This window comes from Bordetella pseudohinzii (assembly GCF_000657795.2).
Taxonomy (GTDB): Bacteria; Pseudomonadota; Gammaproteobacteria; order Burkholderiales; family Burkholderiaceae_B; genus Bordetella; species Bordetella pseudohinzii.
The window spans coordinates 1-26,446 of the sequence record NZ_JHEP02000011.1 but is presented as its reverse complement, the minus strand read 5'-3'; the positions used below and the strand labels follow the sequence as shown (position 1 = coordinate 26,446).

Here is a 26,446-nt window from a genome sequence, read left to right as displayed (position 1 = left end):
CCCGAGAATTCATGCATGAATCCGGGGGTGAAAGGCAGTGTTGGTGGAGCGAGTTTCCGACGCGGTACGAACCTGCATCGCATTATCAAATTTGATTGCGGGGATGTTATTGGGCACATAGCCAGCTTGAATCTGCGCCGTGAGCAACGTCGGGTCGTTGGCGAAGACTCCCTCGCCGTAACCGCTCCCGGTCACCAATGAAAGTCGGCCCGTCATGCGCTGCATGGCGTCCGTCTGGCGACTACCCAGGACTCTTGCATTTGCAGTGTCAGCGTCAGTTCCGCTAAAGCGGCGGAACATATCGCGCAGATCCGGCACTCGGAATTGGGTCGACGAGTAGTCCGTGAACCAATGAGCTCCCCGGTTCGCCAGCCACTCAGCCTCGGTCTTGACAAGGCCCTGCTCCTGCGCGTAGCCCCACAGCCGGGCGTAACTCATCTTCGACAGCAGTCCGCCGGTCGCGTCCACTTCGCTCACCAGCGGCGTCAACGTGTGCCCATCAAGCGGGCGCCCGCAGAGGGGCGAGCGGTAGCCGGTAAAGTACTGGCTTTCGGACCAGGTCCAGACCTCGGCGCACTCGGCGACGATGACGGGGCCGATATCCTGCATAGGCAGTGCGGTGATGGAAAAAATCAAGGGAAAGGCAACAGCCCAACTTCCATCCCCGGGCGCCGGGGTGCTCGTGTTGTTGCTAGCCGTGGACCGGAATATTCCTCCGCCATGATTGACGTATGCCCCCATAGGCCAACCACCGTCGACTGTCTGCCATTTGGCAAAGCCATTCAACTGCATTTCGCCAAGGCCTTCGGTGATTTCCCCGATGATTCCGTTCATCTCGGCACGGCCGACCGGGCGATAGTTCGCGTTGTCGTCGGGCAGCTCGTAGTCGGGCGTCCAGCCGGCCTGCAGCGACACCTTGCCGTCGGGTTGGTCCTCAGCGGCCAGCGCCTCTTTGTCGCCCGTCGCCGCGAACGGCGTCTTATAGATCCTGGTAGCCATTTACGCTCCAAAGTTTCCGTTACTGAAATTGAGGTGATTCGGGCCGAAGCCCCAAGCGGGGCGCACCTGCACCGCCCACTTGATCCCGACCGTAGACGGCCGCGGCAAAATATCGGTCTGTTCAAGCAGGCGTCTGAGCCTGTAGTCGGGAGTACTGGAGAACAGGAAGGTGGCCGTCATATCGTAGTGATCGAAGACAAAGACCTTTCCCGCTCCAAACACAGCCTCCAGCGCGAGGTTGATGTTCGGCGCCGTCGGCCGCACGGTCAGCTGGAACCAGCGCAGCTTCAGCAGCTTGCGCGCGGACTCGATATCCAGGCTCACCTGGCCATCGCTGGCCCGCCCGAAGTTGCCGTTCTCAAAGTTGGCGTTGGTAACGCCGAACCCGAACACGCCTTCCACGCGCCGCGATGCGCCGATCTCCAGCGACACCCCGAGAATCCTCGCCCAGACCGAAAGGCCAAACTCGTTGGCGGTATCCAGGTCAAAGACGTCCCGATGCCAATTGCGCCAAAACTCCGAGTGATGGCCGTCAATCCAAGCTTGATCATCCCGAGCCAGCGCGATGGCGCGCGGCGCACCCTCGTACTGCCAGAGGATGGACCGCATCAGGTCGACCGAGAAGTCGAATAATTGGGTCCCGTTCATGCGATCACCACCTGAATCGAACTGCGCTGTGTGCGTGCGATCTCGTTGGCAGCGATCTCCATGGTGTCTGCCGACCAGGTCCCTGATCCGACCACCGACACTTCAACCTTCTTGACGAATATCGATGGTTCCTGTTGGTTGATCGCGCTGGCGATCTCAAACGGCGAAACGTCGCTTCCGACCACGAAACTGACATCGCCCTCGATCTCGCCGTTGACGTAGTTCATCACCAGGTCCGGGATGAGCTGCTGCACGTCAAGCGTGCTGGCGCGAACCGTGACCCGGATCAACAGCGTCACCTCTTGCGGCCGGTCAAACTTGACCTCGTACAGCCGGGCATTCACAGGATCCGGTACTTGGACCACAACGGCACCGTTGTAGCCCCCGCCGACAGTCTTAGTTTCAAAGATCGCCTGCGCGACCTCCATATCGGTTCCGCCCTCCACGCACGCCCAGATGCTGTGCTTGCGCATCGGAATCCCTTCGACCGACTGATCGACGTCCGCGTAGTTTTCCAAGTAGTAGCAGGACCGAACGGCCTCGATGTCATAAAGCCGCGAGACGATGGCCTCGTTGATCGAGGTCGTCTGTAGCGCCAAGGTCAGCGCGCGCCGACGCCGCAGCAAGACGTCATTTTCTTCCCGCTGGCCTGGGATCGCGGCGGAAAGATTCGTGATGGTCTCCCATCCGAGCACGCTCGACGCAACGGTGTTCAGCCCGCCCGGAGGAACGACAATCTCGCCCTCCTGCAGGGCGCGCAGGTTGCCTGAGGCGGTTCCCGCGGAGTCAAGCACCACCGTGTTCACCAGCGCGAACTGTTCGCCTAGCGCTGTCTCCGCGATCGAGCCGGCTGGAACATTCGTTCCGGGCACGCCGCCGAGAACAGCGTCAACAATCAGGGACCGGACGCTACTGCGGCGCCGGCCGCCGGTCAGGGCCACCAGGGAATCCAGGAAGACACCGCCCGCCAAATTGGGATTGATCTGGTTGGCAAGCTCGGCGTTGTTACGGGCGATCGCATCCCGCTCCTCTGTGATGCGGGTGATCAGCATGCCCTGGGGGGTGGCCGGATCTGTCGGCATATCCGCGCCGAACACTGCCCGGAATTCGGCTTCCACCTGCGCGCGCGTGGCGGCCGTGTCCGCGACGATGACGCCGCGATTCGCGATGAAACTGTAATCAGCCATATATCGTTACCGTGCCGTATGTGGTTTGTAGCGTCACCGTGTAGTCCAGCGTCTCGCCCTCGATCCGGGTCGCCAAGCTCAGTATCCCCGTCACATCGGGCGTGTCCAGCAAGCGACGCCGCAAGGACGCCTCAAACTGCGCCAGGTTCGGCTGCTTGCTAAAGGTCTCGCGCAGGAACGGAATGCCCTCGTCGTAGGCGTGGATCATCTCCGTGCGAACCGTGGCCGCGAAGTGCCTGGCCTCCTGGGCGACCGCATCGCGGCCCATCGCCATGGCGAGGTTCCCGTTGGGAAGCGTCACGAAGTCGTTGTTCTCGTCAGTCTGAAACGTGATCATCCTGCCACCCCGCCGGAAGTCGCCGGTCCGTTCTGTACATTCGTGTGTCCGTGGCTCTTGTCGATTCGGACACCATCGTGATCCATGCCGTGGTCGGCGCGGATGGGTTGCTCGAAATGCGTGGGGCATTTGACCGTCATGGCTTCCGTCTCCACCACGAACTCAGCGCCTTTCAGGACGATTCTCCCGTCATGCAACGCCAGGCTGGTCGCGCCATCCATGGACTGCAGTACCAGCGCGTCCGCGTTTTCGCCATCGATCGCCCAATCCTTGATCGTGTCGGGGAAGAACATCGCGTCGGAGAATGAATGCAGCCGTTCCGTATTCGGCCAGTCTTCCCCGCCGCCGCGCTGGAACATCAGTGAAACGTCGCGGTCGTTCGCCTTCAACCATCCGAAGTCCCCGGGTTTGATGGGAAACCGCATGAAGAAGCCCCCGCCGCCGAAGCGGAACACCGGGATGTTCGGGATGCTGCCGCGCGAAATCTTCTTCCCATCCGTCGTGCCGATCATGATGAGCGGCTTGATCACGGCGCGGTTGGAGGCGTCGTCATAGGAGACCACCTGGGCCGGCAGCATATCGTCAAGGTTCTCGCGGACGAAGGCACGTATCCAGGACTTCAGGACGGCTGACAGGCTTCCATCGTCCGCGCCGTCAATATCGGGGGCTACAGTCGGCTGCATGTCGCTTCATAGAAAAAAGGATCTTCGTGGCTGGCCACGTTGAACTTCAGCTGGTCGATCTTGTAGTCGCCGTTGAGCGACCGGTTGAACTTGCTCTCCAGGCGTAGCGTTCCACCCAGGACCGACTCGCCGTCGATCAGGTAGGTGACCTCCACGCCCTTCTCTGTGGCCTTGGGAATCCCCACCATGCCGCTATTCATATTCAGGATCTTGACGCGGCCTTTCACGGCCTTGTCGAAGTCCTGCACAATCAGTCTCATGTCATCCACGAATGCCCGGACCCCGCCCGCTTCCGCCAGCCGGTTGACCTGGCCCAGCGCACCGCCGGTATAGGTGTAGTTCGCAATCAGTTTGTCCTGCGCCTGAAAGTCGAGCGTGGCGCCAATGTCCGTCGCCACCGCCGCGGCGATGGCCGATAGCTTCGATGTGGCCTGAGCGCTCTTGGAGACCACCTTCCCATTCGCCGAGTTGCCCGTCTTGGACTTCAGGACGATGTCGACATCCGGCGGACTGCTCGGCTCGGCACTGATGATGTCCCCCGTGTAGACCTTGAACAGGCCGGTCGATACCCGCCCCACTTCGACGACCAGCCGCTTGGGCGTACGGTTCTTATTGAAAGGGCTGGTCTCGGTCAGGAGGAAATCCCGGGTCTCGCGCCTCAGATTGGAGATCGTGACCGTGCATTCATTTTGCGTGGCGTTGGCGTACTTCGTGCCGCTGGCCCGGATCCGCATCCCATCCGCCGCGCTGTAGTAGTTCATCCGACCGGAGACCTCTATCCCGATCCGAATGGCGCGTAGGTCAATCATCGAGGCCGACCTCCGAAGGATCCAGGTAAATCAGCGACTGCGAGCGCCCAAACTCCTCCCACCATGGCAATTCGCCGTCCCGAGTCAGGATGGCAAAGTTGCCCTGGTGGCCAAGGTATCGGTACGGCAGGATGGGAAACTCGGCGACGATCCGCTGCCCCAAAACCAGGTCCACGCCATCACGACGGACGTCAGCCAGCATCGTGCCACGCGCGACCTTGATGGTCAGCTCCCACAAAACGCTGTTGATCGTGGCCGAAAACGTCTGATTCGGCACCGCCAGCAGATCTAACAGCCTCATTTTTGACCTCTCGCCGTTTTACCCCAATCATCCATGACGCCCGCCTTTTTCTTCGTTTCGGGGTCGACATCTCTGGTGGTCTGCTGCCCCCGTTTTACGGTGCTGGATTGGCTCTTGTTCGCCACTTTTTCAGGCGGCAGCTCGCCGAAAGCGGATTTCACCTCCACCCATTCCTGCAATTGGATGGGGATGCTTATCGCGGTCCCCAGCTCGGGCGTTTCATTATGCGGAACATCCACGATGAGCATGTTCTCGTAGGATCGAACCTTGGTCTGAACCGTGACGAGCTTGTTCTGCTCAAATGCCTGGCGTAAAGATTCAAACTGATTCCGCGTATCGTCGACCAACAGAAATTCGATCTCGATATTCGTCAGCTCGCGGACGACATGATCGGAGCGGTCGGTTCCGTCCTCCACGGCAAACTTCGTGGCCCGCTTTTTTTCCTTGACGTTGATCCGCATGGGCTCCGCGGACGCGAAGATGATCTGAAACGTCTCGGAGTCCAGAATCGAAACCTGCTGCTGCGTGGACGTTGAAAGGGCGTCTAATAGCTGCATTACCGCTCCATACCCGTGGCTGAATCCGCCTGAACGTTCTTAAGCTGGTCTTTCAACTCGCTGCCCATCTCTCGACTGATGCCCTGCGCGTCGGTCGCCTGCGTTTGAACCGTGACCGGGCCCACCTGGATATTGTTCTCGGTGCGCGCGTTGCTGGTGTTCGAAATCGCATTCGATGTCACCGGGTTCATAGGGTTCGCGCCCGCCTGGCCTAGCTGTGCTTGCGCCGCCCTCATGTTGTCGGCGGCCCTTGCCTCGGCATCCGATAGGCCCTGCGACATCGCTTCCTGCGTTACCTGGATATCATCGCCACCGCCAAATCCCATCCACTTGCCAATCTTCTTGATGGCCGAAGACACACTGTCGAAAATGCTGCCCACATAGGTCCATGCGCTCTTAACAACATTCACGATGGCGTCGAAGATATCGCTGATGGCCGCGCCCATCGCGGAGAACGCGCCGATCGCCTTCTCCGGGAATCCCTTGATCTTCTCCCAAGCTCCCTCGATGGCGTCGACACTCCGCTGGAATGCCGCCTTGACCTCCCCGGCCATCAGCGAGACCGCCTGGCCGACGATCGGATACCTCTCGGAGAGCTGCCCAATGAATGAATCATTCCCTTCCTGGAAGTTCATCACATCGTCATACAGCGCCGCAAAGAGCGCCGCCACGGCGGCGATCGGGGCCGCTACCGCGAGAAAAGGGGCGACCAAGGCCCACATCGCCGCGGTTGTCGAAATCATGGCCGGCAGGAACATCACGGTCAGAATGGTCGACAGGCCGATGAAGAACCCCGCGACGAGCGTCTCATGGCTATTCACCCACTTGACCACCGAGTCAAGCTTTTCGATGAACCATGTGACGGCCGGAAGCATCAAATCGACGATCCCCCCGGTAGCCACGCCGACGCTCTGCCGCAGCTTGGCCAGCGTCTCCGAGTAGGCCCGCACCCGTTCGGCGGCCCCGCTGCTAATGACACCCTGTTCTTTCTGGACGCGCAGCATGCGCTCGACTTCCTGGCGGCCCTTGAGAAGCAGTTCGACCGTAGGGCTGTCCGTGATGCCGAGTTGATTGATCCGAAAAACCGCTTGCCCGCGCCCCATTCCCTCGACGGCGCCGGCAAGTTCGATCAGGCCCTGCGCCGCGTTTTTTGCGTCGCCGTCGACATCCTTCAGGCTGATGCCAAGTGCCCTGAACGTCTGGGCCTGGCCGGAGTCGACGTCCTCAAGCGCCTGACCTATCGACTGAGCCATGTTGGTCAAGGATTCTTGCGCGCCCTGCGCATCGCCTCCCATCCTCTCGACAGCCTTGCCGAAGGCGTCCACGTCGCCAACGGCCACCCCCAGCGTCTCGCTGGTACTCCGGATCTGCTCGACCGCACGGACATGGTCGTTGAACCTTTGCAGCGCCTGAGAGTCGGCCAGAATGTCCACCATCGACGAGCGGATCCGGGAGAGGGCCCCTTTGACCTTCTCTCCCATCGTCGCCGCCCGGCCCTCGGCCGTCCGCAGCGATTCACTGAGTTCGTCGATTTTCTTCTTCGATTTGTCGATCTCCCTATTCAGCTTGGAGTTGTCCGCATCGATGATGTAGGTCAGCGCGTCCAGCAAGGCCATCTCACTTCCTTTTTTCCGCTTCCATCGCGCGGATTTCATTGACCTTGTTGGTCGTGGCGATCTCCCAGAGGTCCATCGCCTCCTCCAGGTCTATTTCGGTCTTGAGCTCGACGAGTCGGGCGAGTCCTGAGCTGACAATTGATCCAATAAAGGGGTCAGCATTGGCGTAATCGATAGGAGAAACTTTTCCAACAGGCAGTCCAGGAAACCGCGCTGCCCGCCGAGTCCGAAAAAACCGGTGTTCTCCTCGATCATCTCGACCTCCAGCCTCATCAGCTGGATACCGTCGTCGACATGGTTATCGATGAGCGCCTGGGTGGTCAGGCGTTGCTCCCGGCCCTCCAGATCCACGGCCACATAGCTCATGAGCTTTTTCATGACCTCTTCCGAGGTCTGGTAGTCGCCCAGTTTGGGAATATTGGACAGCGGATACTTGGCGATCACCTCCCGCGCCACCGTGGCCGGCAGGCGGGAAATGGTGAATGCCTTCTCGACGCCATCACGGTTTTTCACCATGACGACGCGAGGCTTGAGCAGGTCAGCCATGGCGGGCCCTTAGGCGCGGATGCGGAAAAGGTTCTGGAAAACGAAGGTATAGGACTTCGACTTCAGACGGCCAGCGGACGCCGCCGAGTTGCCGGGCATGCCGTTCGTCATCTTGCCCTCGCTAAGCGTCAGGACGGTGCCGTCCGGGAACGTGGCCACCAGCGTGATCCGATCACGCGCCTGACGCTTGTTCTTGGCTACACGGTTCGCCTCGAAGACCACCGCGAGGTTGTTGTCCGCATCGCTGCCCGGAATCACGCTGAGGGTGATGGAGATGGGTGTCGGCGCGTTGTACACCACCAGATCGCCGTTGAGGTTCATCACCGCGGTGGCGATGTCGATGGCCGGAATATCGAAGGGGTCGGCATCGTCGGCGAATTCGGTAATCGTGAAGCCGAAGGGGAAGGACTCGCTGGCAACGCAGCGCAGGGCGACCCCGATAGCGGAAGTATCGAACATGTCTGATCCTCAAAAAAAAGACGGCTCGCAAGCCGTCAAAAATGTTTGCTTCCCGGTCACACCAGGTTGTGAGAGCCTTCCACCTTGCGGATCATGTCACCCTTGGAATAGACCAGCGTGTATTTGGCCGTGTACTCGGTCACGCCGGATTCGCCCGTCTCCTGCGCGATACTGACGTCATACCAGTAACCCTTGTCCTGCACGTCGTGCCACGCCAGAGCGTCGTTCGTGAGCTGGCCCACGGCGACCTTCTGCAGCTCGGTCAGCGTCTTGCCGATCAAGATGGTGCCGTTGTTCAGTGCCTTGTTGACGCCGTCCTGAATGATGGCCATGACCATGCCGCGGCCATCGTTATTGGCCGGAATCTTGTTCGTGGTCAAAAGCAGGCTCATCAGCTGAGCGGTCATATAGGCCTTGAGCCACTGCTCATTCGCATGCACCGACATGTCCAGCGGGGCGGTCGCGCCACCCATGAGGTAGCCGCGCTGAAAGAACGAGATGTTCTGGCCCGCGCTGGCCGTCTGGCCGTAGTAGTTCACTCGCAGGGCATCGTAGAAGTCCGCCATCTGGTCGTCCGTCACATCGGACGTGAGCGTGACGCCAGACTGGCGGAACATATAGTTGATGGTGGCGTTGGTACGGTCGTAATCGGTCGCCGCCATCACGGCCATCGGCAGGGCTTCCTTGTACTCGTTCGCCGTGCCATTCAGGATCAAACCGGTGGAAGCCGTTCCGATCATGGCGGCATTCCAGGCGTCGGCCGTCACCGAGCTCACGGACCAGTACATCTGGTATTTCACGTTTTCGCCTGAAACGTATTCCGCCAGGGGGATCGCGTCCTCCAGGGCCACCGCGACGCCGAAGGAGGCCGAACCAAACGAATCGGTCACGCTCTCGGCCGCGCGGAAAGCCTCCAGGGGCGTCATGGGGAGAGACCCCGGCGAGCTGATCGCCTGGGCCCCCAGCAGCGCCATCATGGCGCCGAGGTCGCTGCTGGAGGCCGGCGACACGACAATGGCCCCCGGACCCGCCACCGCGGACTCCACGGAGAAAGCGCCGGCAATGGCGTCATAGGTCGCGGTCGCGGTGGCGCCAGATTGGGCAGTGGCCGCCGTGCCTATCGCCGCCGTGACCAGCTGCGCCACGCTGGCCAGGCTTGTGGCGGCCGACAGGTCAATGCCGGTCAGCGCGTAGTCGAACTCGCCGACTTTGATGTTGAGTTCGCCAGCAGTGACGGCCTGGAAGTCGGCCAGGCTGGCCGAGATCCGATAGCCGTACAGGCGCCCCGGCCGCGCCGCGTCGGGATAAGCCGCGAACTGCAACTCCGGCGCCTGGGAGGCGGGCGCCGGGCTGACGTAGGAGAAGTACTGGCGTGCAAAGGCCGCCTCGGGCGAATCCGAACCGAAGTAGTCGTCAGCGCCGCCCGGGCGCACAGAGACGATCTTGCCGACAGGCACGCGCGGGTCGGTGGTAAAGCGCCGGCCGGTCAGCTGTTGCTGGGCGACGGCATTAGCGCCGATCACCGCACTGATGATCCGGACGTAGCGAGTCATTTTGATGGACATATCATTTCCCTCAAATTCGATGAATGCCCGACACAATCTGCTCGATGTGCGCCGTGGCCTGGGTGATGTTGCGATGGTGGGTGAAGATGATGGTGAAACTAGGGTTGAAGTCGGAGTTGCTCCCCTCATTCACGAACGAAGACATTGCTATTTCCGTCGCGCGCTGCACGCCGATGCCCGCCGCCGTCATGCTTTGGGTAAACCTCATTGACTGAAGCACGCCGCGGACGACGGCCAGGACATCCGAGGCCAGTAGCTGTGTCGGCGAGTCAGGGTCGTTCTCGACGAAGGCCTGGTACTGATACATCGATTCGTTGATCTGGGACTCCGTCGCCGTCAGTCCTTCGCCGTCATCGTGGTACTTGCGCGCCTGCCAACCACGCTTGCCGCGGTTGAGCAGGAAAAAGTAGATCCCGTCGTCCACGCTGCCTTGCTCCGTCGGCCGGGGGGGAGCCGCTAGTACCGGCAAGGTAATCCCCTGCTCTGCCAGCAACAGCACCAGCGCATCGCGGACGGTTGCCTCAAGCTGTTTCTGTATCATGCAGGCCCCACGTCCACACAAAGGATGCGGTAGCGTTTTTCGGTGTCCAGACCGCCGGCGACCGGACTTGGCGGGTTGATGCTTGAGATCACGTTTTTTCTCCACGACATGGCTATCGACCCCTTCCGGCGCGGATGGAAGGGCCGCGGGTGGCGCGCATCCAATCGGCCGCGACCGGCACGGGGTCATCCGAGCCGGCGCCGGATATGAGCAACAGCATCCTGGACTCAGGCGCTGTAGACATAGAGGCGAGACATCTCGACTCCAAAAAAAAGGCCGGGTTTCCCCGGCCTTCTGTGCGGCGCCATCGATCAGGCGGTGATGGTCTTGCGCGCGAATGCGCAGGGGCGCATCACGAAGCTGTCCACCGCGACGTTGATAGCGTTTTCGATATCGCCCTTGATGTTTTTTTGCCTGACGCCTCAGCGGTCTTCATGCACTCCCACGCAACGTGGCGCCGAAGAAGAAAGCCGCCGAGCTCGCCTATGGAATAAACCACCTTGAAGGCTCGAAATTTCTGTGTGAGATCACATTTCTTCAGGACGCAAGAGCCCGGACGTATTGTGATGGTTCTTGACATGAACCACCAGGAACCGTTGTTATGACGGACCACCAATACTCGACATGGACGCGGGCGGCCGCCTCCTCCCTGTTGCTGCCGATCTGCCCGCTCTCTTCCAGCGCCACCAAGACGCGCCAGACTCCGGTGCGTAGAACAGCACGCTGCCGGGCGTCTGCCCGGGGATCCACGTAGTTGATGATTTGCTTCATCTTGAACCGGCGGCCCGGATAAGCGGCCAGCAGGTCAATGACTTCCTTCGCGTATTTCAAGCCAGCCTCCTTTCAACTTGATCCCGGAACAGACCCAGGTACAGCTTGTATTCCGTCTCTCCCAGCGACACTCCCGTGGTCGACCTGATCCAGCGGCGGGCTGCCGTCCTACGCTGCGCGGCGGTCAGGTTGCCAAACTTGGCATTCTTCTGGGGATACTCGGCAATAATCACCATTCGCTCATGGCGCGGCAGGCTGGCGTGCATGGCCTCGACCGCCCGGGCGTGATCGGCATTGATGGGCCGGCGGTCATCCTCCCTGGAGACATAAGCCTCCATATTCCCTACCGTCGCGCCGGACCAGCACCACCTGGCCCAGTTCCAAAGCAGGTCATCTCCTGTCAATTTTTCCATTAGCGGCTTCCTTGTAGTTTGGGATGTCTGTCATGGCGCCCAGCGCGCTAGGCTAGGCGCGTTTGATCTATGCCCTCGGCGCTCTGCCCTTATGAACTCCACGGCGCTCAATGCGCTGGCTGTCTGGGATTCCCTTCGGGAGAAGCCGTTGACTCCCCACGAAGGCCTGCACTGCCTGACCGCAGCCGCGTCCTTGCTCGGAAATCCGGCGCCTCCCAGCCCAATGGCCTTTGCTCAGGCGCCGCCAATCGCCATTGACGCCTGGCGGGTGCGGGCGGATCGGGATCTCCATCACACCTCCCCCGGCGCGAGTTCAATGCCAAGCGCGCGCTTGGCCATGATCAAGACGGCATGGGCATGTCGGCGTCCGCCCTTCTTCTCCTGTTCGGCCAGGATGGTCTTGGCCCAGGCCTTGGGATCGCGCTTGGGTTTCAGGGCGCTTTCGACCATCTTTGCAATCTCGGGGTCAATCTGCGCTCGGGTGGCCCTCGTCTGCCCGGGAGCGGGAAGCGCTGCGTGGACATCAGGGACCGGATGCCAGTCGTCCTTAGCCAGCTCGTCGGAAAACGCCCGCTCCCAACGGGCTTTCATGGTCGTGTAGGTGCTGTTCAATAGATTGTGGGAGCCCGTGTTGACGGCCGCCCAATAGATCGCCGGGTGAGACCACTGTCCCTTGTCTCCGTGGCGCCGGCACGCCATGCCGGCCACGGCTTCGTGGTACGCCACCTCCGGATTCATCCATGGCCGGCACATCTTCATGAACTCCGGCAGCGTGGGCGGCCACTCCCGCTGTTTGCAGGCATTCAGCCCCACCACAATCTCATGGCCCGAGAATCCGCAAAGATCCTCGGCCCAGATGGCATGCATTTGCTCCTCGGGCACCCTTCTCCACATCTTGGGCAGCTTGTCGCCATACATCGCGGCAAAGCGTTGGAAGAGCTTTTTCACCCAAGGCATCGGAAGCGCCTGCGCGGCCTCAAACGGGCTGGCCGGTTGTTGCATCGAAAGTCTCCCTGTCTCGCGGTTTCGCGTCGTCCCAGAGCCTGCTCATCCAATCATCGTTTTCCTGCGCCCTGCTGGACGGACGGGGCGCATATGACGATTTCGGCGCGGTTCTCAGCACCCCTTGCAGGTAGCCAACGGGCTCGAGGGCCTGCTCATCCACGCATTGCTGGATGGCGCGCACCGTGGCCTCATCGCCGTGCTGTTTTCGAAACATGCCGAGCATCGCGCGAGCTTGCTTCTCGGAGACGCCGGCGGTGGTCAGCAGGGGTAGCCCCAGCGAGAAAATCAACTCGGCCGCCGAAGGCGGCTCCGGCGGCGCGCCGCCCGTTCCGTTAGGAACGGAAGTACTCCTGGTTATTGGTTTTTGGTTAGCTTGCGATCCGATTTCTCCCTGCGTGCTGCCGGGATCCGTAGCGGAACCGGATGGAAACCCGCTGGGTTTCTCCTGGCCTACGGATTGCTTGCGAGGACGCCCTCCGCCTTTGCCATTTGCTCGCGCCTGGGCTGCTTTCTGGTGGTAAGCGGCAATCTCGGTTTCGCAGCGCTCATGGCGGTATCCGTCCTCGGCCTTGACGAACTTGAAGCGCAGAAGGCGCTCAACGATGCGGCGCTCTTCATCGGTTTCGACGCCGATCATGTGGCACAGCAGATCCAGATCTTCCGGCAACGGCCTCTCGGTGTCGTAATAGACGTCCATCATGTCGCGATAGATCCAGCGCTGCTGGCGCGACATGTTGACGGTTCCAGACCGGAAATCGCCGATGTGATGCGGGTAGTAATTCATGCGCGCTCCAAGCGCCCCGCGGCGCGCGATGCCCCGGCGGGAACCTCCAGTCCTTGGGCCTGTACTTGTTCGATGCACCAGACCGGTGGATCGATCTGGCGGCAGTACCGGACCTCGCAGCGGGCTTTCCAGGGATGCACTGATCGTCCTCTAGGAGAAATTCATGGAGTTGCGGCGTGAGTCACAGCATGGATGCGGGCGGGCTTTTTTTCCGGATCGGCAACCCGACGCGCCGTTGAAAAACCGCCCGAGGCCGCGGCGATGGATCTCTTCCGCGTGCTGCGCGGCAAGCGGGATCGCAAGGCTTGGCCGTCTGACGGCATGGCTTCTGCGGCTTTGCATCGAGTCACGGCACATCCTCTTGCCGGATAACCTCCGACTGGGGGGCAAGCTCAGGCCACACCATGGCCCACTGCTTACACAGAAGCCGCTTCGAGATCCCGGACGCTCGCTCCAGCGCTGGGGCGTATTCGGCAGGCACGTTCCCAGACTTCTGCCACTGTTGGACCGTCTGATAATTGTTGGCGCCCGTCTTGCGCGCCGTCGCCACTGGGCCGCCAGCGTTGGCGATTGCCGCCGAGATGTGGGGGTTCTTATCCATACCTCGCATCCTAATGCAAGAAAAACTAGCAGCGCAAGAAATTCCTGCAATGACACAAGATAGTCTTGTGCTAACCTGCCGCGCATGAATACCATTCACCAACGCATCAAATCCCTCCGCGAGGCGCTCGGGCTGTCAATGGAGCAACTCGCCGAGCGCGTTTCGGTGTCTTGGCAGACAGTTCAACAGTGGGAAAACGGCAAGACGGCTCCCAAGCGGGCAAGATTGGAAGCGGTGGCCAAGGCGCTGGGCACGACCGCGGAGTATTTGGCAGTCGGCCAATCGGCCGCGCCGCGGGATGCAAGGAGCGAAGACAAGCTCGCCGCCACCGCTTGGCCCTTCCTTTCCATCCCCGAAGAACGGATCAGAAAGCTGACCCCCGTCCAGCTCGACAGGCTGGAGGGCGCGATCGCCCTCGCCCTTGGTCAGCTGGAGATAGGCCTTGAGGTTTCGAGAGCGCCGTCAACGGGGTCGTTGTACTCACTCGAAGAAGCGCGGGACGACTTCCCCATGCCGGCGCCAAGCGCCCCTGCTCCCTGGGAAGGCGGCAAGACCACGAAGCAAATGGAGCGGGAAGCTTCCCTCAAGTTGAGCCTTTCCGACTCGGTCATCGCCAACGTTGCGGCGGGAGACGCGCCAGCAGCGAATGACCGCTTTGAAAAGGTGCCAGAACTGGCGGACGTGCGGCTATCGGCCGGCGGCGGTATCGAAAACCATGCCGAAGACCAGACCGGCTTCATCCACTTCCGACGCTCTTTCCTGCGGTCGGTCGGCGCGGATGGCGGCCGGGGCCGCGTGGTGTATGCAAAGGGCGACAGCATGGAGCCCATCATCCGGGACGGCGCCGCCCTGCTCGTGGTTCCGAACGAAAGCCTCACCCTGCGGGAGCTGGCCGCCGGAGGCGTCTATGCCATCAACTACGACGGCAGGATGATCGTCAAGACGGTGGCCAAGGACCGGGTCTCCGGACGCTGGGTGGCACGGTCGTTCAACCCTGCCTATCCCGACGTCCCACTCGAGAACGGGCATCCCGTGCGGGTGCTGGGCCAGGTTGTCTGGGCGGGCGCGAGGCTTCGGGATGATGAGGCGGGGCAGTGGACCCGTTCGTGAGCCGAATGCGTTGGCGCTCTCTGGCTCGACAAGCAAGCCGCATGCCGGCCGTGCGCCTCGGCGGATGGTGCTCCACCCCGAGGGCTGCCGGAAATTCAAACCCAGGATGAAGATCATCACGGCGAGGGCGGTACTGAAAGCCCCGAACGAGAAAAGCCGAGCCGGAAGAGCCAACACGGCGCTAAAACTGGCTGGACCGAAGTTGCCCCCTTAGTCCTCGCCGCAATCCTCTCTCCGAGCCCGCCCCTGCGGGCTTTTTTTGCGTTCGGACCTGGCGGTCCAGCCACTGCATCATTACACCTTGATTGCTAGTTTTTCTTGTACGCTAGTTTTTCTTGCCGCACAATGCGCCTATGCGCTGAACAAACCGCGCGGCAGCGTTGCCAGCAGCACCCGCTCTTTATTGGCCCGGGCGACCAACCAGGCCGGACTACGTCGTTGGCGAGGACGGTAAATCGCAATGCAGCCACCCGGGCTGGATACGAATAGCGGGGAGCCGTGGAGGCCCGGAAACGGACAAGACGGCGCATCGGATGCCAGCCCGATGCGACGGGAGGCGGGCCGCCCTGCCTCGCCAGATTCATCTGAATGCAAATCCCAGCGGGTTTGCATCTTGATGAACCTGGAGGACGTTTGAACAAAGGCCCGTTGGCGATTCCTGTCCGACTGCCGCCGAAGGGAAGAAAGTCAGCGCCTCGCCTGACAGAGCGCCTGGCGGATGAATACCAGGAGGCCATATCCAACGCCTTTACAAATGAAGGGGCCGACGCGACGAATGCCGCCGCGTGAGCACCGCCCTGTTCATCCTCCGCGGCCCCGCGGCCGCCTATCCCGGCGGCCGGCCGACTGACGCCGCCATGGTCTTGCACAGGAGAAATACATGGCGATGCTCGATGACGGCGGCCCAGCCTTTTACGACATACCCACGGCGCCCGATGGCGCCAGCGGCACACCGAAGCATCGCGGCAAGGATTGGAACACCGGCTGTCGGATCCGCGGGCAGCAGCCCACCGTGCATCCCGCCCAATTGGGCGGCCCGTACTGTTTTGGAGAGGCGGAAGCGGCGGGAGGGATCCGGTGATGATCCGTCGCTTCCTCCAAGACCCCGACCTCCGCCGGCACGGCTGGAAGCTCCTGCTGGTGCTGGCCCTCTGGCTCTTCAGCCAAGAAATCGAGTACCGCGATCTGGTCGCCCAGGATGAGCGCGGCACGGCCGCCTATGCGGCGAAGGAGTAAATCATGAACAAAGCAGCCGAAGCACCCGCCCGTGAAATAACCGCGCCCCAGGCCTGCGCCGAGCGTGCGCGCAATATGGCGCTCGATAACCTTATGCGCCGGGCCATCCATCGCGCCACGGCCGGGGCCATCCTCGTTGACGATCTCCGAGCCATCATCGCGGACCTCAAGTCCACCGCCGCGCCCACCGCGACGGTGAGCGGCGTTCCAATGAGAGACGGCGACAGCGTGCGAGCTGCCGTTCTGGCCGACCGCCAGCAGCGCGCCGGCCAGGTGAACCTGCACCATGTTCTTTGGGTCCTCACCGGACACGAGGCTCAGCACTTCGGCGAGCCGCGCAGCATCGTTACGGAGGGTCGCGCCGCCCCGGCCCCGCGACCGACGGACCACTATGAATGATCGCCCGGACATCAGCTGCTCCCGCTGGCCTACAAGCAGGCCTGCCGGGCACGGCCTCGGCGTCAAGTCCAAATGACTGACATCCTCCAGCGCCTGCTGGAAACGACCCGCGAAGATTGGACGCCTGCCTGGCGCGGGCTTTGTTTTGGAGACCATATGTTGCAACGTGCGGTAGAGCCTGCAGTGCAGGTCGCGCCGGCGCCCTACGTGACGATAGCGCTCGCCGCCACCATCACGGGCCTTACGGAAAAGGCGATCCGCCGCAAGATCGAGGCCGGCAAATGGATCGAGGGCCGTGAGTGGATCCGCTCCTGCGACGGCGGAATTTTTATTTCAATGGCAGGGTATCGACAATGGGTAGAAAAGGGACAGGCGTAGAGATCCGGGAAAAATCTATCCGGATTTCCTTCACTCTTGAGGGCGCCAAAAAGCGGGAGACGCTTAAGGTGAACGGTACGCCCATGCCGCCGACACCCGCCAACATCAGATATGCCGAGCGCCTGGCGATCGAAATCCGCGAGAAGATCCGTCATGGCACTTTCAGCATGGCCGAGTACTTCCCGGAGTCTGTCGCCGAAGCGGACGGCACTGCAGGCGGCCAGCTCGACGTATGGGTAGGGTCTCAGCGTATCGAAAATTCAACCAAGGACGGGTATTCCAGCGCCATAAAGTTCTGGAAGAATGGGATCGCCGACAAGCACGGTCTGCGCCTTGGGCAAATTCCCTTGCGCCGCCTGAAGCTCAGCCACATCCTGACCGTCATAGCCAGCCGGCCGGACCTGTCTGGAAAGACGGTGAACAACTATGTCTCCGTTCTGCGGCAGGCTCTTGAACTGGCGGTGCGGGATAAGGTTCTGACTGAAAACCCCGCTGAAGGGGTGCCCCGGGCCAAGCACCAAAAGGAGCCGCCCGACCCCTTCAGCCTGGAAGAGGCCGAGGCCATTATTGCCTATGCGGCGGACAAATATCCGGAACCCGTCTACAACATGATCGAGGCCTGGTTCTTTACCGGCCTTCGCACCTCTGAAGTGTTTGGCACCCGGTGGCCGAACATCGACGTGAGGGACAAGACCGCGCAAATCGTGGAAGCCATTGTCCGCGGCGAGCGAAAGTCCCGCACGAAGACCAATACCGGGCGCCTGGTCAAGCTCAATAGCCGCAGCTTTGCCGCTTTCCAGCGGCAGGAAAAGCATTCTCGAATGCGCGGCGAGGAGGTTTGGCTGGATCCCAGGTATGAAACGGCATGGAAGGACGAGCGCGCCTTCCGGCGCAGCTATTGGTCCCCGGCCCTGAAGATCCTGGGCATCCGATACCGGCGTCCGTACAACATCCGCCACACCTACGCGACGATGATGCTGATGGCTGGGATGCGCCCGGCATTCTGCGCCAAGCAGATGGGGCATAGCATTCAGGTGTTTCTGAGCACGTATGCCAAGTGGCTGGACGGCGCTCACGACGACCTTGAAATGGCCCGGCTGGAGTCCGCCATTACCCCGAATGTTCCCCGAGAAAACAAAACAGGCACCTAAGTGCCTGTAATGTATAGGAATTCGGTGGGGTGGCTGATGGGACTCGAACCCACGACAACCGGAATCACAATCCGGGACTCTACCAACTGAGCTACAGCCACCGCTGCAAAGAAGAGGAATTCTAGCATGAAAATTAGGGAGTGTGCCAAGGGCTGATTGACCAGGGCGCCAGGCTTGCTATCCTTGCGCGGAAACAGAAGCCGCGCGGGGCGGCGCCAGTCCTGTGGGATGCCCATGGAGCGTATCGACGAACTTCTGAATCAATACTGGCCGCATCTGGTATTTGCCATCAGTGTGATCGCGGGGACGGGCGCGGCGGTGCACGCGGCCATGACCAAGCAGGATGTCCGGGCCGCCATCGCCTGGGTGGGCGTGGCGCTGTTTTCGCCGATCTTCGGCGCCCTGCTCTATTTCGTGGCGGGCATCAACCGGATCCGCCGCAGCCTGGTGTCGCAACAGCGCGACGAGGCGGTGGTGGCCAATCTGGATGTGCTCAGTTCGGCCACGCTGGGCGATGTGGTGCCCTATAGCGCCCCGCAGTTCGCCTCCTTGCGCAAGCTGGGCGACAGGCTGAGTTTCTTCCAGCTGCTGGGCGGCAACCGGGTGCGGCCGCTCGACGGCGGCGACGAGGCCTATCCCGCCATGCTGGCGGCCATCCGCCAGGCCAAGCACTGCATCGCCATGCAGAGCTATATCTTCGACAACGATCCCATCGGGCGGGAGATCGCCGAGGCCTTGATCGAGGCCCAGGCTCGCGGGGTGCAGGTCCGCGTGCTGATCGATGCGGTGGGCAGCCGCTATTCGCATCCGCCGATTGTGCGCATGCTGGCCAAGGGGGGTGTGCCCACGGCCCGCTTCATGACCAATCCCCTGGGAGTCTTGCGCATGCCCTACGCCAATCTGCGCAGCCACCGCAAGGTCCTGGTGGCCGACGGCCGCCATGGGCTGACCGGCGGCATGAATGTGCGCGCGGCCTTTGTCTCGGCCCTGTCGGGCGCGCGGACCAATCGCGACACGCATTTCGAGTTGCACGGGCCGGTCGTGGGGCAGTTGATGTCGGTCTTTGCGCATGACTGGAGTTTCACGACCCACGAAACGCTGGTCGGCGAGCCGTGGTTTCCAGCCAGGCTGGCGGAACCGGCCGGGACGGTGCCGGTGCGCTGTGTGGCTTCGGGGCCTGACCGCGCCCTGGGCAATAACCAGAATATGCTGCTGGGCGCCTTGGCGGTCGCCCAGCAGCACGTGCGGATTCAGTCGCCGTATTTTCTGCCGGACCAGACATTGATCGGGGCGCTGGCCACGGCCGCCCGCCGCGGGGTGACGGTGGACGTGGTCATTCCGGACAAAAACAATCTGCGCCTGGTGGATTACGCCATGCAGGCCCAGCTTGACCAGATCGTGCGCACCGGATGCCGGGTGTGGCGCGCTGGCGGCGCTTTTGATCATTCCAAGCTGATGACGGTGGATGGCGTCTGGTCATATGTCGGGTCGTCCAATCTGGACCCGCGCAGCCTGCGGCTGAATTTCGAACTCGATACGGAGATCTACGATGCGCGGCTGGCGCAGTGGATCGCCGCCCGGATCGATGCCCGGATCGCCCAGGCCCGCCAGGTGACGCAGGAGTCCCTGCTCGGCCGTCCCTTTGCCTACCGCCTGCGCAACAAAATCATCTGGCTGGCCACACCCTATCTGTAGCGCAATGCCTGAGGGCGTATTTTCGATAATGTTTATTTCAGATAGTTGCTGGTTATGTATCAAATATAGTATTTTGATGAAAAATGTCGCGCCATCACCCCGGTATTGATCGTCACCATGGAATGCCTTCCCGCGATGCCAGCCTATGCCGCGCTCCCGCCTGCGAGCGCGGACGAAGGCCTTTTCCGGGAGATTGTGGCAACACACACCGGCCGCCTGCGGCGTTTCATCGTCAAATATATCGGCGATGATGGCGAAGCCGAGGATCTGACCCAGCAGGCCTTCATGGAGGCCGCGCGGTCCTTGGGCACGTTCCGGGGGGATTCCCAGCTGTCGACCTGGCTGTACGGCATCGCGCTCAATCTGGTGCGCAACCATCTGTCGCGCGCGCCCGAGCGGCGCTTCGAGTTCGTGGCCGTGAGTTCCTTGGAACATCTCGCCTGCGAAACGCCCTGTCCGCGCACCATCACCGAACACCGGCAGATGCTGAGGATAGTGGTGCGGGCGCTGGAGGATTTGCCGCCGCCGATGCGCGACATCCTCCTGCTGATGAGCCTGGACGATATCTCGTATGAAGAAGCGGCCCACCAGCTGAGCTTGCCGGTGGGCACGATCCGCAGCCGCCTGTCGCGCGCGCGCCAGGCTTTGCGTCTCAAGCTGCTGGCCCAGGGCCTGTCCCTGCAGGACTGAGCCCTCCTCGGCCGGCGCCTGGCTTATTCTTTCTTGTAGGAAAGATAATCAAGGTGGATGCCGATGTGATCGGCGATATAGCGCGCGTCGTGCCACACCCCCCAGATGAATGACGAAGACCGGTTGGTCAGGTTGGGCAGGCCCAGGAAGTAAATTCCTTTTTCCGCCGAGATGCCGCGCTTGTGGATGGGATAGCCTTTCTCATCGAAGATATCGAGCTCGATCCAGCTGAAATCGACCTTGAAACCCGTTGCCCACAAAATGGTGCGGATGCCGGCGCCGGCCAGGTCGAGGCTGAGGATGGGATGGGTCAGGCATTCGGGATCGCTGAGCAGCTTCCAGGCCTCGGGCTCGGGCGGCAGGTCCAGGCCGTTCTGTTCGATATAGGCATCGGCTTCGCGCAGCACTTCGAAATAATCCTCATCGCCCTGCGCAATATCGCGCGCCAGATTGTCTTCGAAGTGCAGCACGCCGTTGTCATAGGATTTGGTGATGCCCACCAGCTGGATGCCTTCGTGCGCCAGGCGCCGGAAATCCACGGTCTTGCCGTTCTCGTAGCCGCTGACGGCAAAGGCCACGTGCTCGCGCTTGGGCTTTTTCTTGACTTCATCCCACATGCCCAGGGCGCCCAGCCACCAGCAATAGTCGCGCTGGCGGTAGGAGCGCGGCGGACGGTAATGCTCGCCCACCGACAGGTAGACCGTGCGGCCGGCCTTGCGCAGCTCTTCGGCGATCTGCGAGCCGGACGCGCCCGCGCCCACCACCAGCACGGCGCCTTCGGCCAGTTGGGCGGGATTCTTGTACGCCGAGGAATGCAGTTGCTGGATGCCGGCGCTGTCCGGCACGATCCTCGGGTAGCTGGGAATCTGGAACGGTCCGGTGGCGGCCACGACATGCTGGGCTTCGATCACGCCATCGGAGGTCGTGATGGTAAAGCCCGGACGTTTCTCGTTGCGCCTGACATGCTTGACCTCGACGCCGGTGCGCACGGGCGCCTTGATCATCCTGGCGTAGTCTTCGAAATACTTCGCCATTCTTTCCTTGGGCGGAAACACATCGGGCCCGACATCGTCAAAGGTCAAGCCGGGAAAGCGATCATGCCAGGCGGGGCCGTTGGCAACCAGGGAGTCCCAGCGCTCCGAGCGCCAGCGTTCGGCGATGCGCTTGCGCTCCAGCACGATATGCGGGATGCCCATCGCGCTGAGATGCTCGCTCATTGCGATACCGGCCTGTCCCGCGCCGACCACCAGCGTGTTTGTTTTTTCAATTGGCATGTCAAGATCCTAAAGAGTGTCGAGACCTGGTCCGTCTCGAGTCCGGCACGAAGATCAAGGAAGAACTGGCCGGCAAGCACCAAAAGCGTGCCCGCCTGACGATTGCCACGCAGTGTGCGGCAGAACATCTGGCTTGATAACTTCGTTTTTCGGACGGCTGACTTAGGAAAAAGCAAATGGCCCCGCGGCCAGGGACGCGCGCCAGCGGGGCGCGTCGTCCGGGCGGTATTTCGTTTTTCCGATGCCCCCCATCAGCATCGACAAAGCACTGGGGCACCCCCTTTGCCGTATTCTTGAACCCATCAAGAGCGGCTCGGCCCGCGATGGCATGCCCGTGGTTCTGGAGCCGAGCACACACCCCCGGAAAAAAACGTGAGTCCCGCAGCCATGCAGAATCGCAACCACGCCTCCGATATTTCCAGCGCGGTCAGCCTGGAAGGAGTGGTAAAGAAGTACCGCGACCATACCGTCCTGCAGAGCGTCTGCCTGAAGATAGAGCAGGGCGAATTCCTGACCCTGCTCGGGCCTTCGGGCTGCGGCAAGACCACGCTGTTGAACCTCATCGCGGGATTCGCCGACGCCGACGAGGGCGAAATCTTCATCGACGGCAAGCCCGTCACGACCCTGCCGCCCTACCAGCGGCAGATCGGCATCGTGTTCCAGAACTACGCGCTCTTTCCGCACATGACGGTGGAGCGCAACATCGGCTACGGCCTGCGGATGCGCCGCAAGCCGGCCGCGGAGATCGCCGAGCGGGTGCGCGAGGTCATGGCCCTGGTCAAGCTCGACGGTCTGGGTCAACGCAAGCCGCGCGAACTATCGGGCGGCCAGCAGCAGCGCGTGGCGCTGGCCCGCGCCCTGGTGATACGTCCCAAGGTGCTGCTGCTGGACGAACCGTTTTCCGCGCTGGACAAGAGCCTGCGCGGGGCCATGCAGGTCGAGGTGCGCGATATCCAGCGCAAGCTGGGCGTGACCACGATTTTTGTCACCCATGACCAGGGCGAGGCCCTGAGCATGTCGGACCGCATCGCCGTAATGAACCAGGGCGTCATCAAGCAGATCGCGACGCCCAATGAGCTCTATCGCAACCCGCGGGATCCCTTCGTCGCGTCCTTCCTGGGCGACGTCAATATCCTGCCCGCGCACTACCACGGCGCCAATGCCGAGACCATCCAGCTGCGCCTGGGCGCGGGCCTGACGACCATCCCGCGCGATCGTTTGGTCGGCGGCTCCTACGAAGGCCATCGCCTGGATGTCTATGTGCGTCCGGAACACATCAAGCTGGAAAGCCTGCATAGCGGTTCCGTCCTGAGCGGCACGGTGGTCAACCATGTGTTCCAAGGCGACCACGTGGATCTCTACCTGGATGTCCACGTCCCCGTCGAGGGACGCCAGCACGTCATGGTGCGCAGCGCCGACCTGAATTGCATTCATGAATGGCCCGTCGGAGCAGTGGCCGGCCTGGCCCTGCCCAGCCACGGTGTCAGCGTCTTCAACGCGCCGTCCTGAACGCGGGCCTGGCGCTCTGCGGCCGGACCCGCGACAAGGCGGGTCCCGATCCCGGCGGCCCGCATGGGCCGCCGATTTCCACTCGTCTGCATCCCCAACGCCCATGAGCCAATACCCTAACGACATGCAAGCCATCATCGCCCGCGAACCGGGAGATGCCTCCGTCCTGACGCTGGCCCGCCGGCCCGTGCCTACGCCCGGCGCCGGCGAAGTGCTGCTGCGCGTGCGCTCGGCCGGCATCAACCGGCCCGACATCATGCAACGCCAGGGCTTGAGCAAGCCGGCCCCCGGCGTGACCGATGTCCTCGGTCTGGAGGCCTGCGGCGAGGTCGTCGCCTGCGGGCCCGGCGTGCCCCAGGACCTGATGGGCAAGCGCCTCATGAGCCTGCTGGCCGGCGGGGGCTATGCCCCCTGGTGCGTGGCCCGTCTGGAGCACTCCCTGCCCGTGCCGGAGGAGCTGGGCGATGAGGCGGCCAGCGCCCTGCCCGAAGGCCTGTTCACGGTCTGGCACAACCTCTTTGAGCTGGGCCGCCTGCGCATGGGAGAAAGCGTGCTCATCCATGGCGGCGGTGGCGGCATCGGCACGCTGGCGATACAGATGGCGCATGCCGCCGGCGCGCGCGTCATCGTGACCGATGGCGAGCGCGAGCGCCTGGGCGCCCTGCGCGAACTGGGCGCCTCCGAGGCCATCTGCTTTCACGACACTGACTTCGTGGCCGCCTGCGATAGCTTCACGCAGGGCAAGGGCGTGGACGTCGTGCTGGACATCGTCGGCGGCGACTATGTGCGCCGCAATCTGCAAGCCCTGGCCTTTGGCGGTCGCCATGTCAGCCTCTCCTTTCTGCAGGGTTCGGCCGTCAGCATCGAGCTGCTGACCCTGATGCAGAAGCAGCTGAGCCTGCACTCGTCGACCATGCGGCCGCAGACCGACGCCGAGAAGGCGCGCATGGCGGCCGCCCTGCGGCGCCATGTGCTGCCGTTGGTGGCCGATGGCCGCATCCGCCCCAAGATGTTCCAGTCCCTGCCGCTGGCCGAGGCCGCGCGCGCGCATCAATTGCTGGAGAGCGGCAAGGTCTTCGGCAAGCTGGTGCTGCATCCCTGAAGGCATCGACAACAACCGGAGACCGCCATGAAGCTGCTATACGCCCCAACCTCCCCCTATGTGCGCAAGGTGATGGTGTGCGCGCACCTGACCGGCCAGGCCGGGCAGATCCAATGGCTGGACAGCGCCGCCCATCCGATACGGCGCGATGGCCGTATCGCCGCGCATAATCCGCTGGCCAAGGTGCCCACGCTGATCCTGGACGACGGCCAGTCGCTGTACGACAGCCGGGTGATCTGCGAATACCTGGCCAGCGCCGCCGGCGACGACCATCTGTTTCCGGCGGCGGGCCCGGCGCGCTGGCGGGCGCTGACCCGGCAGGCCCTGGGCGACGGTCTGCTCGATGCAGCCTTGCTGGCGCGCTATGAACGCACGGCCCGCCCCGCCGACAAGCAATGGGATGACTGGCGCGAGGCCCAGCTCTTGAAGGTAGGCGCCAGCCTTGACGCCATCGAAGCGCTGGCTCCGCAGCTGGCCGGCGCGCGCCCCACCATCGGCGAGGTCAGCATCGGCTGCGCCCTGGGCTATCTGGACTTCCGGTTCCCGGAGCTGACGTGGCGCGACCGCCATCCCCGGGCCGCCGAGTGGTTCGGCGCCTTCCATGCCCTGCCCGCGATGCAGGCGACCATTCCTCATGAGGCTTGAAGCGACCATGACTCCCCTCCCCCCCGCATCCACCGTCTGGTTCCTGAACGGCCCCAATGCCAATCTCTACGGACTGGACGCCAACAAGACCTATGGCTCTGAAAGCTTTCCGGTGCTGCAGTCGCGCTGCGAAAAGAAAGCCGCCTCGCTGAACATGACGCTGCGCTTCGTGCAGTCCAATTATGAAGGCCAGCTGGTGGACTGGATACAGGAAGCCCGCGGCCAGGCCCAGGGCGTGGTCATCAACGCGGCCGGGCTGACCTATTCTTCCGTGCCCATTCTCGATGCCCTGCTATCCTTCCCGGGCAGGATTATCGAAGTCCACATGAGCAATATCTGGCGGCGCGAGCCTTTCCGACACCACTCCTATATCTCCAAGGCCGCCGACGGCGTGATCGCGGGGCTGGGCGGCGAAGGCTATGAACTGGCGATCGAAGCCATGTCGCGCCTGATACAACGACCAAGCTGAGGCCCTGGCATGCGCCCTTCTCCTTCCGGTTCGCTGGTTTTCTATAGCGAGTTCGACGATTTCGGCACCTGGCGCGATGCCTTGCATGCGCAGATACCGGATCTGCGCATCGTCCGCGCCGATGAGATCGATGATCCGGCGGCCGTGCACTACGCCCTGGCCTGGAAAGCGCCCGCGGGCTTTTTTTCCGGGATGCCCAATCTGCGCCTGATCATCAATCTCGGCGCCGGCGTGGACTCGCTGGTGGGCCGCGACGATCTGCCGGCCGGCATTCCGATCACGCGCATCACCGATCCCAACATGGCCCGCATGATGGCGGGCTATGTGCTGTTTGCCGCCTTGCGCCATGCGCGCGACATCCCCTATTTCGAACAGGCCCACCGCCGCGGCGAATGGGCCTACCGCCATCCCCGCGCGCCCGAGGAATGGAAGGTCGCCGTGCTGGGTCTGGGCGAACTGGGCGCCCGCGCCGCGCAAGAGCTGCGCCGCCAGGGTTTTTCGGTGCTCGGCTGGTCGCGCAGCCCGCGCCAGATCGAGGGCATAGACTGCCACGCCGGCATGGACAGCCTGGACACGGTGCTGTCGCAGGCCGATATCCTGGTGGTGATGCTGCCGCTCACGCCGCAGACCCGGGGCCTGCTCGACAGGCAGCGCCTCATGCGTCTGCCGCGCGGCGCGGCCCTCATCAACGTTGCCCGGGGCGCGCTCATCGATCAGGCGGCCATGACCGAGCTGTTGGCCTCTGGCCATCTGGGCGGCGCCACGCTCGATGTCTTCGAGCGCGAGCCGCTACCCGCCGGCGACCCGCTCTGGAGCATGGACAACGTGCTCATCACGCCGCACCTGGCCTCGGTGGCCATCCCGGCCTCGGCCGCCACCCAGATCGCCAGCAATATCCTGCGCGTCAGCCAGGGCCTTGCGCCCGAAAACCGCGTCGATCCCGCCCGGGGGTACTGAGACCGGCGG

Annotated in this window: 32 protein-coding genes and 1 tRNA gene; 13 read left to right on the top strand and 20 right to left on the bottom strand. The window is 62.5% G+C overall.

From position 1 onward, the window contains the following. Positions 1-9: 9 nt before the first annotated feature. The 18 genes from L540_RS21265 to L540_RS14500 form a co-directional block, all read right to left on the bottom strand. A complete protein-coding gene (locus L540_RS21265; RefSeq protein WP_053073225.1) occupies positions 10-999 on the bottom strand; it encodes a hypothetical protein in 990 nt (329 codons plus the stop codon). After that, the gene (locus tag L540_RS14580; RefSeq protein ID WP_043207544.1) at positions 1,000-1,647 is read right to left on the bottom strand and encodes a DUF2612 domain-containing protein; all 648 of its coding nucleotides are present in this window, start codon (positions 1,645-1,647) and stop codon (positions 1,000-1,002) included. After that, positions 1,644-2,834, bottom strand: a complete 1,191-nt coding sequence (locus L540_RS14575) for a baseplate J/gp47 family protein (protein WP_043207542.1) — start codon at positions 2,832-2,834, stop codon at positions 1,644-1,646. Before L540_RS14575 ends, L540_RS14580 begins: the two co-directional genes overlap by 4 nt. Further along, positions 2,827-3,171: a hypothetical protein gene (locus L540_RS14570; protein ID WP_043207540.1), complete on the bottom strand. Its 345-nt coding sequence runs from the start codon at positions 3,169-3,171 to the stop codon at positions 2,827-2,829. The genes L540_RS14575 and L540_RS14570 overlap by 8 nt, the downstream gene beginning before the upstream one ends. Next, the gene (locus L540_RS14565) at positions 3,168-3,854 is read right to left on the bottom strand and encodes a Gp138 family membrane-puncturing spike protein (RefSeq protein WP_043207539.1); all 687 of its coding nucleotides are present in this window, start codon (positions 3,852-3,854) and stop codon (positions 3,168-3,170) included. Before L540_RS14565 ends, L540_RS14570 begins: the two co-directional genes overlap by 4 nt. Further along, positions 3,839-4,663: a baseplate hub protein gene (locus tag L540_RS14560; RefSeq protein WP_043207535.1), complete on the bottom strand. Its 825-nt coding sequence runs from the start codon at positions 4,661-4,663 to the stop codon at positions 3,839-3,841. The genes L540_RS14565 and L540_RS14560 overlap by 16 nt, the downstream gene beginning before the upstream one ends. Then, positions 4,656-4,964 (bottom strand): phage baseplate plug family protein, encoded by a 309-nt coding sequence (locus L540_RS14555; protein WP_043207532.1) that lies wholly within the window; start codon positions 4,962-4,964, stop codon positions 4,656-4,658. Before L540_RS14555 ends, L540_RS14560 begins: the two co-directional genes overlap by 8 nt. After that, positions 4,961-5,521, bottom strand: a complete 561-nt coding sequence (locus L540_RS14550) for a phage baseplate protein (protein WP_048026478.1) — start codon at positions 5,519-5,521, stop codon at positions 4,961-4,963. Before L540_RS14550 ends, L540_RS14555 begins: the two co-directional genes overlap by 4 nt. Continuing rightward, on the bottom strand, positions 5,521-7,137 hold the full coding sequence (locus L540_RS14545) for a hypothetical protein (RefSeq protein ID WP_043207531.1): 1,617 nt from the start codon (positions 7,135-7,137) through the stop codon (positions 5,521-5,523). Before L540_RS14545 ends, L540_RS14550 begins: the two co-directional genes overlap by 1 nt. 90 nt (positions 7,138-7,227) lie before the next feature. Continuing rightward, a complete protein-coding gene (locus tag L540_RS14540) occupies positions 7,228-7,683 on the bottom strand; it encodes a hypothetical protein (protein WP_043207529.1) in 456 nt (151 codons plus the stop codon). Positions 7,684-7,692: 9 nt separating this feature from the next. After that, complete coding sequence (locus tag L540_RS14535; protein ID WP_043207528.1) at positions 7,693-8,142, bottom strand: phage tail fiber protein; 450 nt, start codon at positions 8,140-8,142, stop codon at positions 7,693-7,695. A 56-nt stretch (positions 8,143-8,198) separates the two neighbouring features. Further along, positions 8,199-9,707, bottom strand: a complete 1,509-nt coding sequence (locus tag L540_RS14530; RefSeq protein ID WP_043207526.1) for a DUF3383 domain-containing protein — start codon at positions 9,705-9,707, stop codon at positions 8,199-8,201. A 10-nt stretch (positions 9,708-9,717) separates the two neighbouring features. Then, positions 9,718-10,248 carry a phage gateway protein gene (locus L540_RS14525; RefSeq protein WP_043207524.1) on the bottom strand — a complete coding sequence of 177 codons (531 nt, stop codon included), beginning with the start codon at positions 10,246-10,248 and terminating at the stop codon, positions 9,718-9,720. 537 nt (positions 10,249-10,785) lie between these two features. Next, positions 10,786-11,079 (bottom strand): hypothetical protein, encoded by a 294-nt coding sequence (locus tag L540_RS21780; RefSeq protein ID WP_043207522.1) that lies wholly within the window; start codon positions 11,077-11,079, stop codon positions 10,786-10,788. Beyond that, positions 11,076-11,432: a hypothetical protein gene (locus L540_RS14515; protein ID WP_043207520.1), complete on the bottom strand. Its 357-nt coding sequence runs from the start codon at positions 11,430-11,432 to the stop codon at positions 11,076-11,078. Before L540_RS14515 ends, L540_RS21780 begins: the two co-directional genes overlap by 4 nt. Positions 11,433-11,723: 291 nt before the next feature. Continuing rightward, a complete protein-coding gene (locus tag L540_RS14510) occupies positions 11,724-12,434 on the bottom strand; it encodes a hypothetical protein (RefSeq protein ID WP_053073224.1) in 711 nt (236 codons plus the stop codon). Continuing rightward, entirely contained in the window at positions 12,409-13,221 is an 813-nt protein-coding gene (locus L540_RS21255) for a YdaU family protein (protein ID WP_053073223.1), read from the bottom strand. The genes L540_RS14510 and L540_RS21255 overlap by 26 nt, the downstream gene beginning before the upstream one ends. Before the next feature lie 346 nt (positions 13,222-13,567). Further along, on the bottom strand, positions 13,568-13,822 hold the full coding sequence (locus L540_RS14500; protein WP_043207517.1) for a carph-isopro domain-containing protein: 255 nt from the start codon (positions 13,820-13,822) through the stop codon (positions 13,568-13,570). Between the two features lie 84 nt (positions 13,823-13,906). On the opposite strand from L540_RS14500, the gene L540_RS14495 reads away from it, so the two are divergent. The 6 genes from L540_RS14495 (at position 13,907) to L540_RS14475 (ending at position 18,096) form a co-directional block, all read left to right on the top strand. Then, the gene (locus L540_RS14495) at positions 13,907-14,932 is read left to right on the top strand and encodes an XRE family transcriptional regulator (RefSeq protein WP_043207516.1); all 1,026 of its coding nucleotides are present in this window, start codon (positions 13,907-13,909) and stop codon (positions 14,930-14,932) included. Positions 14,933-15,812: 880 nt separating this feature from the next. Further along, positions 15,813-16,013 carry a hypothetical protein gene (locus L540_RS14490; RefSeq protein ID WP_043207515.1) on the top strand — a complete coding sequence of 67 codons (201 nt, stop codon included), beginning with the start codon at positions 15,813-15,815 and terminating at the stop codon, positions 16,011-16,013. After that, complete coding sequence (locus L540_RS21775; protein ID WP_156185331.1) at positions 16,013-16,168, top strand: hypothetical protein; 156 nt, start codon at positions 16,013-16,015, stop codon at positions 16,166-16,168. The genes L540_RS14490 and L540_RS21775 overlap by 1 nt, the downstream gene beginning before the upstream one ends. A gap of 3 nt (positions 16,169-16,171) precedes the next feature. Further along, entirely contained in the window at positions 16,172-16,567 is a 396-nt protein-coding gene (locus L540_RS14485) for a hypothetical protein (RefSeq protein ID WP_043207513.1), read from the top strand. A gap of 156 nt (positions 16,568-16,723) precedes the next feature. Further along, on the top strand, positions 16,724-16,945 hold the full coding sequence (locus tag L540_RS14480) for a hypothetical protein (protein ID WP_043207549.1): 222 nt from the start codon (positions 16,724-16,726) through the stop codon (positions 16,943-16,945). Next, entirely contained in the window at positions 16,921-18,096 is a 1,176-nt protein-coding gene (locus L540_RS14475) for a site-specific integrase (protein WP_043207511.1), read from the top strand. Before L540_RS14480 ends, L540_RS14475 begins: the two co-directional genes overlap by 25 nt. Before the next feature lie 25 nt (positions 18,097-18,121). Here the strand turns inward: L540_RS14475 and L540_RS14470 are convergent. Continuing rightward, positions 18,122-18,197: transfer RNA gene (locus tag L540_RS14470), tRNA-His, on the bottom strand. 133 nt (positions 18,198-18,330) lie between these two features. On the opposite strand from L540_RS14470, the gene L540_RS14465 reads away from it, so the two are divergent. Together L540_RS14465 and L540_RS14460 are read left to right on the top strand one after the other, a co-directional pair. Further along, the gene (locus L540_RS14465) at positions 18,331-19,791 is read left to right on the top strand and encodes a phospholipase D-like domain-containing protein (protein ID WP_043207548.1); all 1,461 of its coding nucleotides are present in this window, start codon (positions 18,331-18,333) and stop codon (positions 19,789-19,791) included. 195 nt (positions 19,792-19,986) lie between these two features. Then, the gene (locus L540_RS14460; RefSeq protein ID WP_231584817.1) at positions 19,987-20,481 is read left to right on the top strand and encodes an RNA polymerase sigma factor; all 495 of its coding nucleotides are present in this window, start codon (positions 19,987-19,989) and stop codon (positions 20,479-20,481) included. Positions 20,482-20,504: 23 nt separating this feature from the next. On the opposite strand, the gene L540_RS14455 is transcribed toward L540_RS14460, so the two are convergent. Beyond that, the gene (locus L540_RS14455) at positions 20,505-21,755 is read right to left on the bottom strand and encodes a flavin-containing monooxygenase (protein ID WP_043207509.1); all 1,251 of its coding nucleotides are present in this window, start codon (positions 21,753-21,755) and stop codon (positions 20,505-20,507) included. A 372-nt stretch (positions 21,756-22,127) separates the two neighbouring features. On the opposite strand from L540_RS14455, the gene L540_RS14450 reads away from it, so the two are divergent. From L540_RS14450 to L540_RS14430, 5 genes are all read left to right on the top strand, one after another. Continuing rightward, positions 22,128-23,264, top strand: coding sequence for an ABC transporter ATP-binding protein (locus L540_RS14450; protein ID WP_231584814.1), 1,137 nt, complete (start codon positions 22,128-22,130; stop codon positions 23,262-23,264). Between the two features lie 103 nt (positions 23,265-23,367). Next, the gene (locus tag L540_RS14445) at positions 23,368-24,366 is read left to right on the top strand and encodes an NAD(P)H-quinone oxidoreductase (protein ID WP_043207504.1); all 999 of its coding nucleotides are present in this window, start codon (positions 23,368-23,370) and stop codon (positions 24,364-24,366) included. 27 nt (positions 24,367-24,393) lie between these two features. Beyond that, positions 24,394-25,011, top strand: coding sequence for a glutathione S-transferase (locus L540_RS14440; RefSeq protein WP_043207502.1), 618 nt, complete (start codon positions 24,394-24,396; stop codon positions 25,009-25,011). 7 nt (positions 25,012-25,018) lie between these two features. Continuing rightward, on the top strand, positions 25,019-25,480 hold the full coding sequence (locus tag L540_RS14435) for a type II 3-dehydroquinate dehydratase (RefSeq protein WP_043207500.1): 462 nt from the start codon (positions 25,019-25,021) through the stop codon (positions 25,478-25,480). 9 nt (positions 25,481-25,489) lie between these two features. Beyond that, positions 25,490-26,437, top strand: a complete 948-nt coding sequence (locus L540_RS14430; protein WP_043207498.1) for a 2-hydroxyacid dehydrogenase — start codon at positions 25,490-25,492, stop codon at positions 26,435-26,437. Positions 26,438-26,446 lie beyond the last annotated feature (9 nt).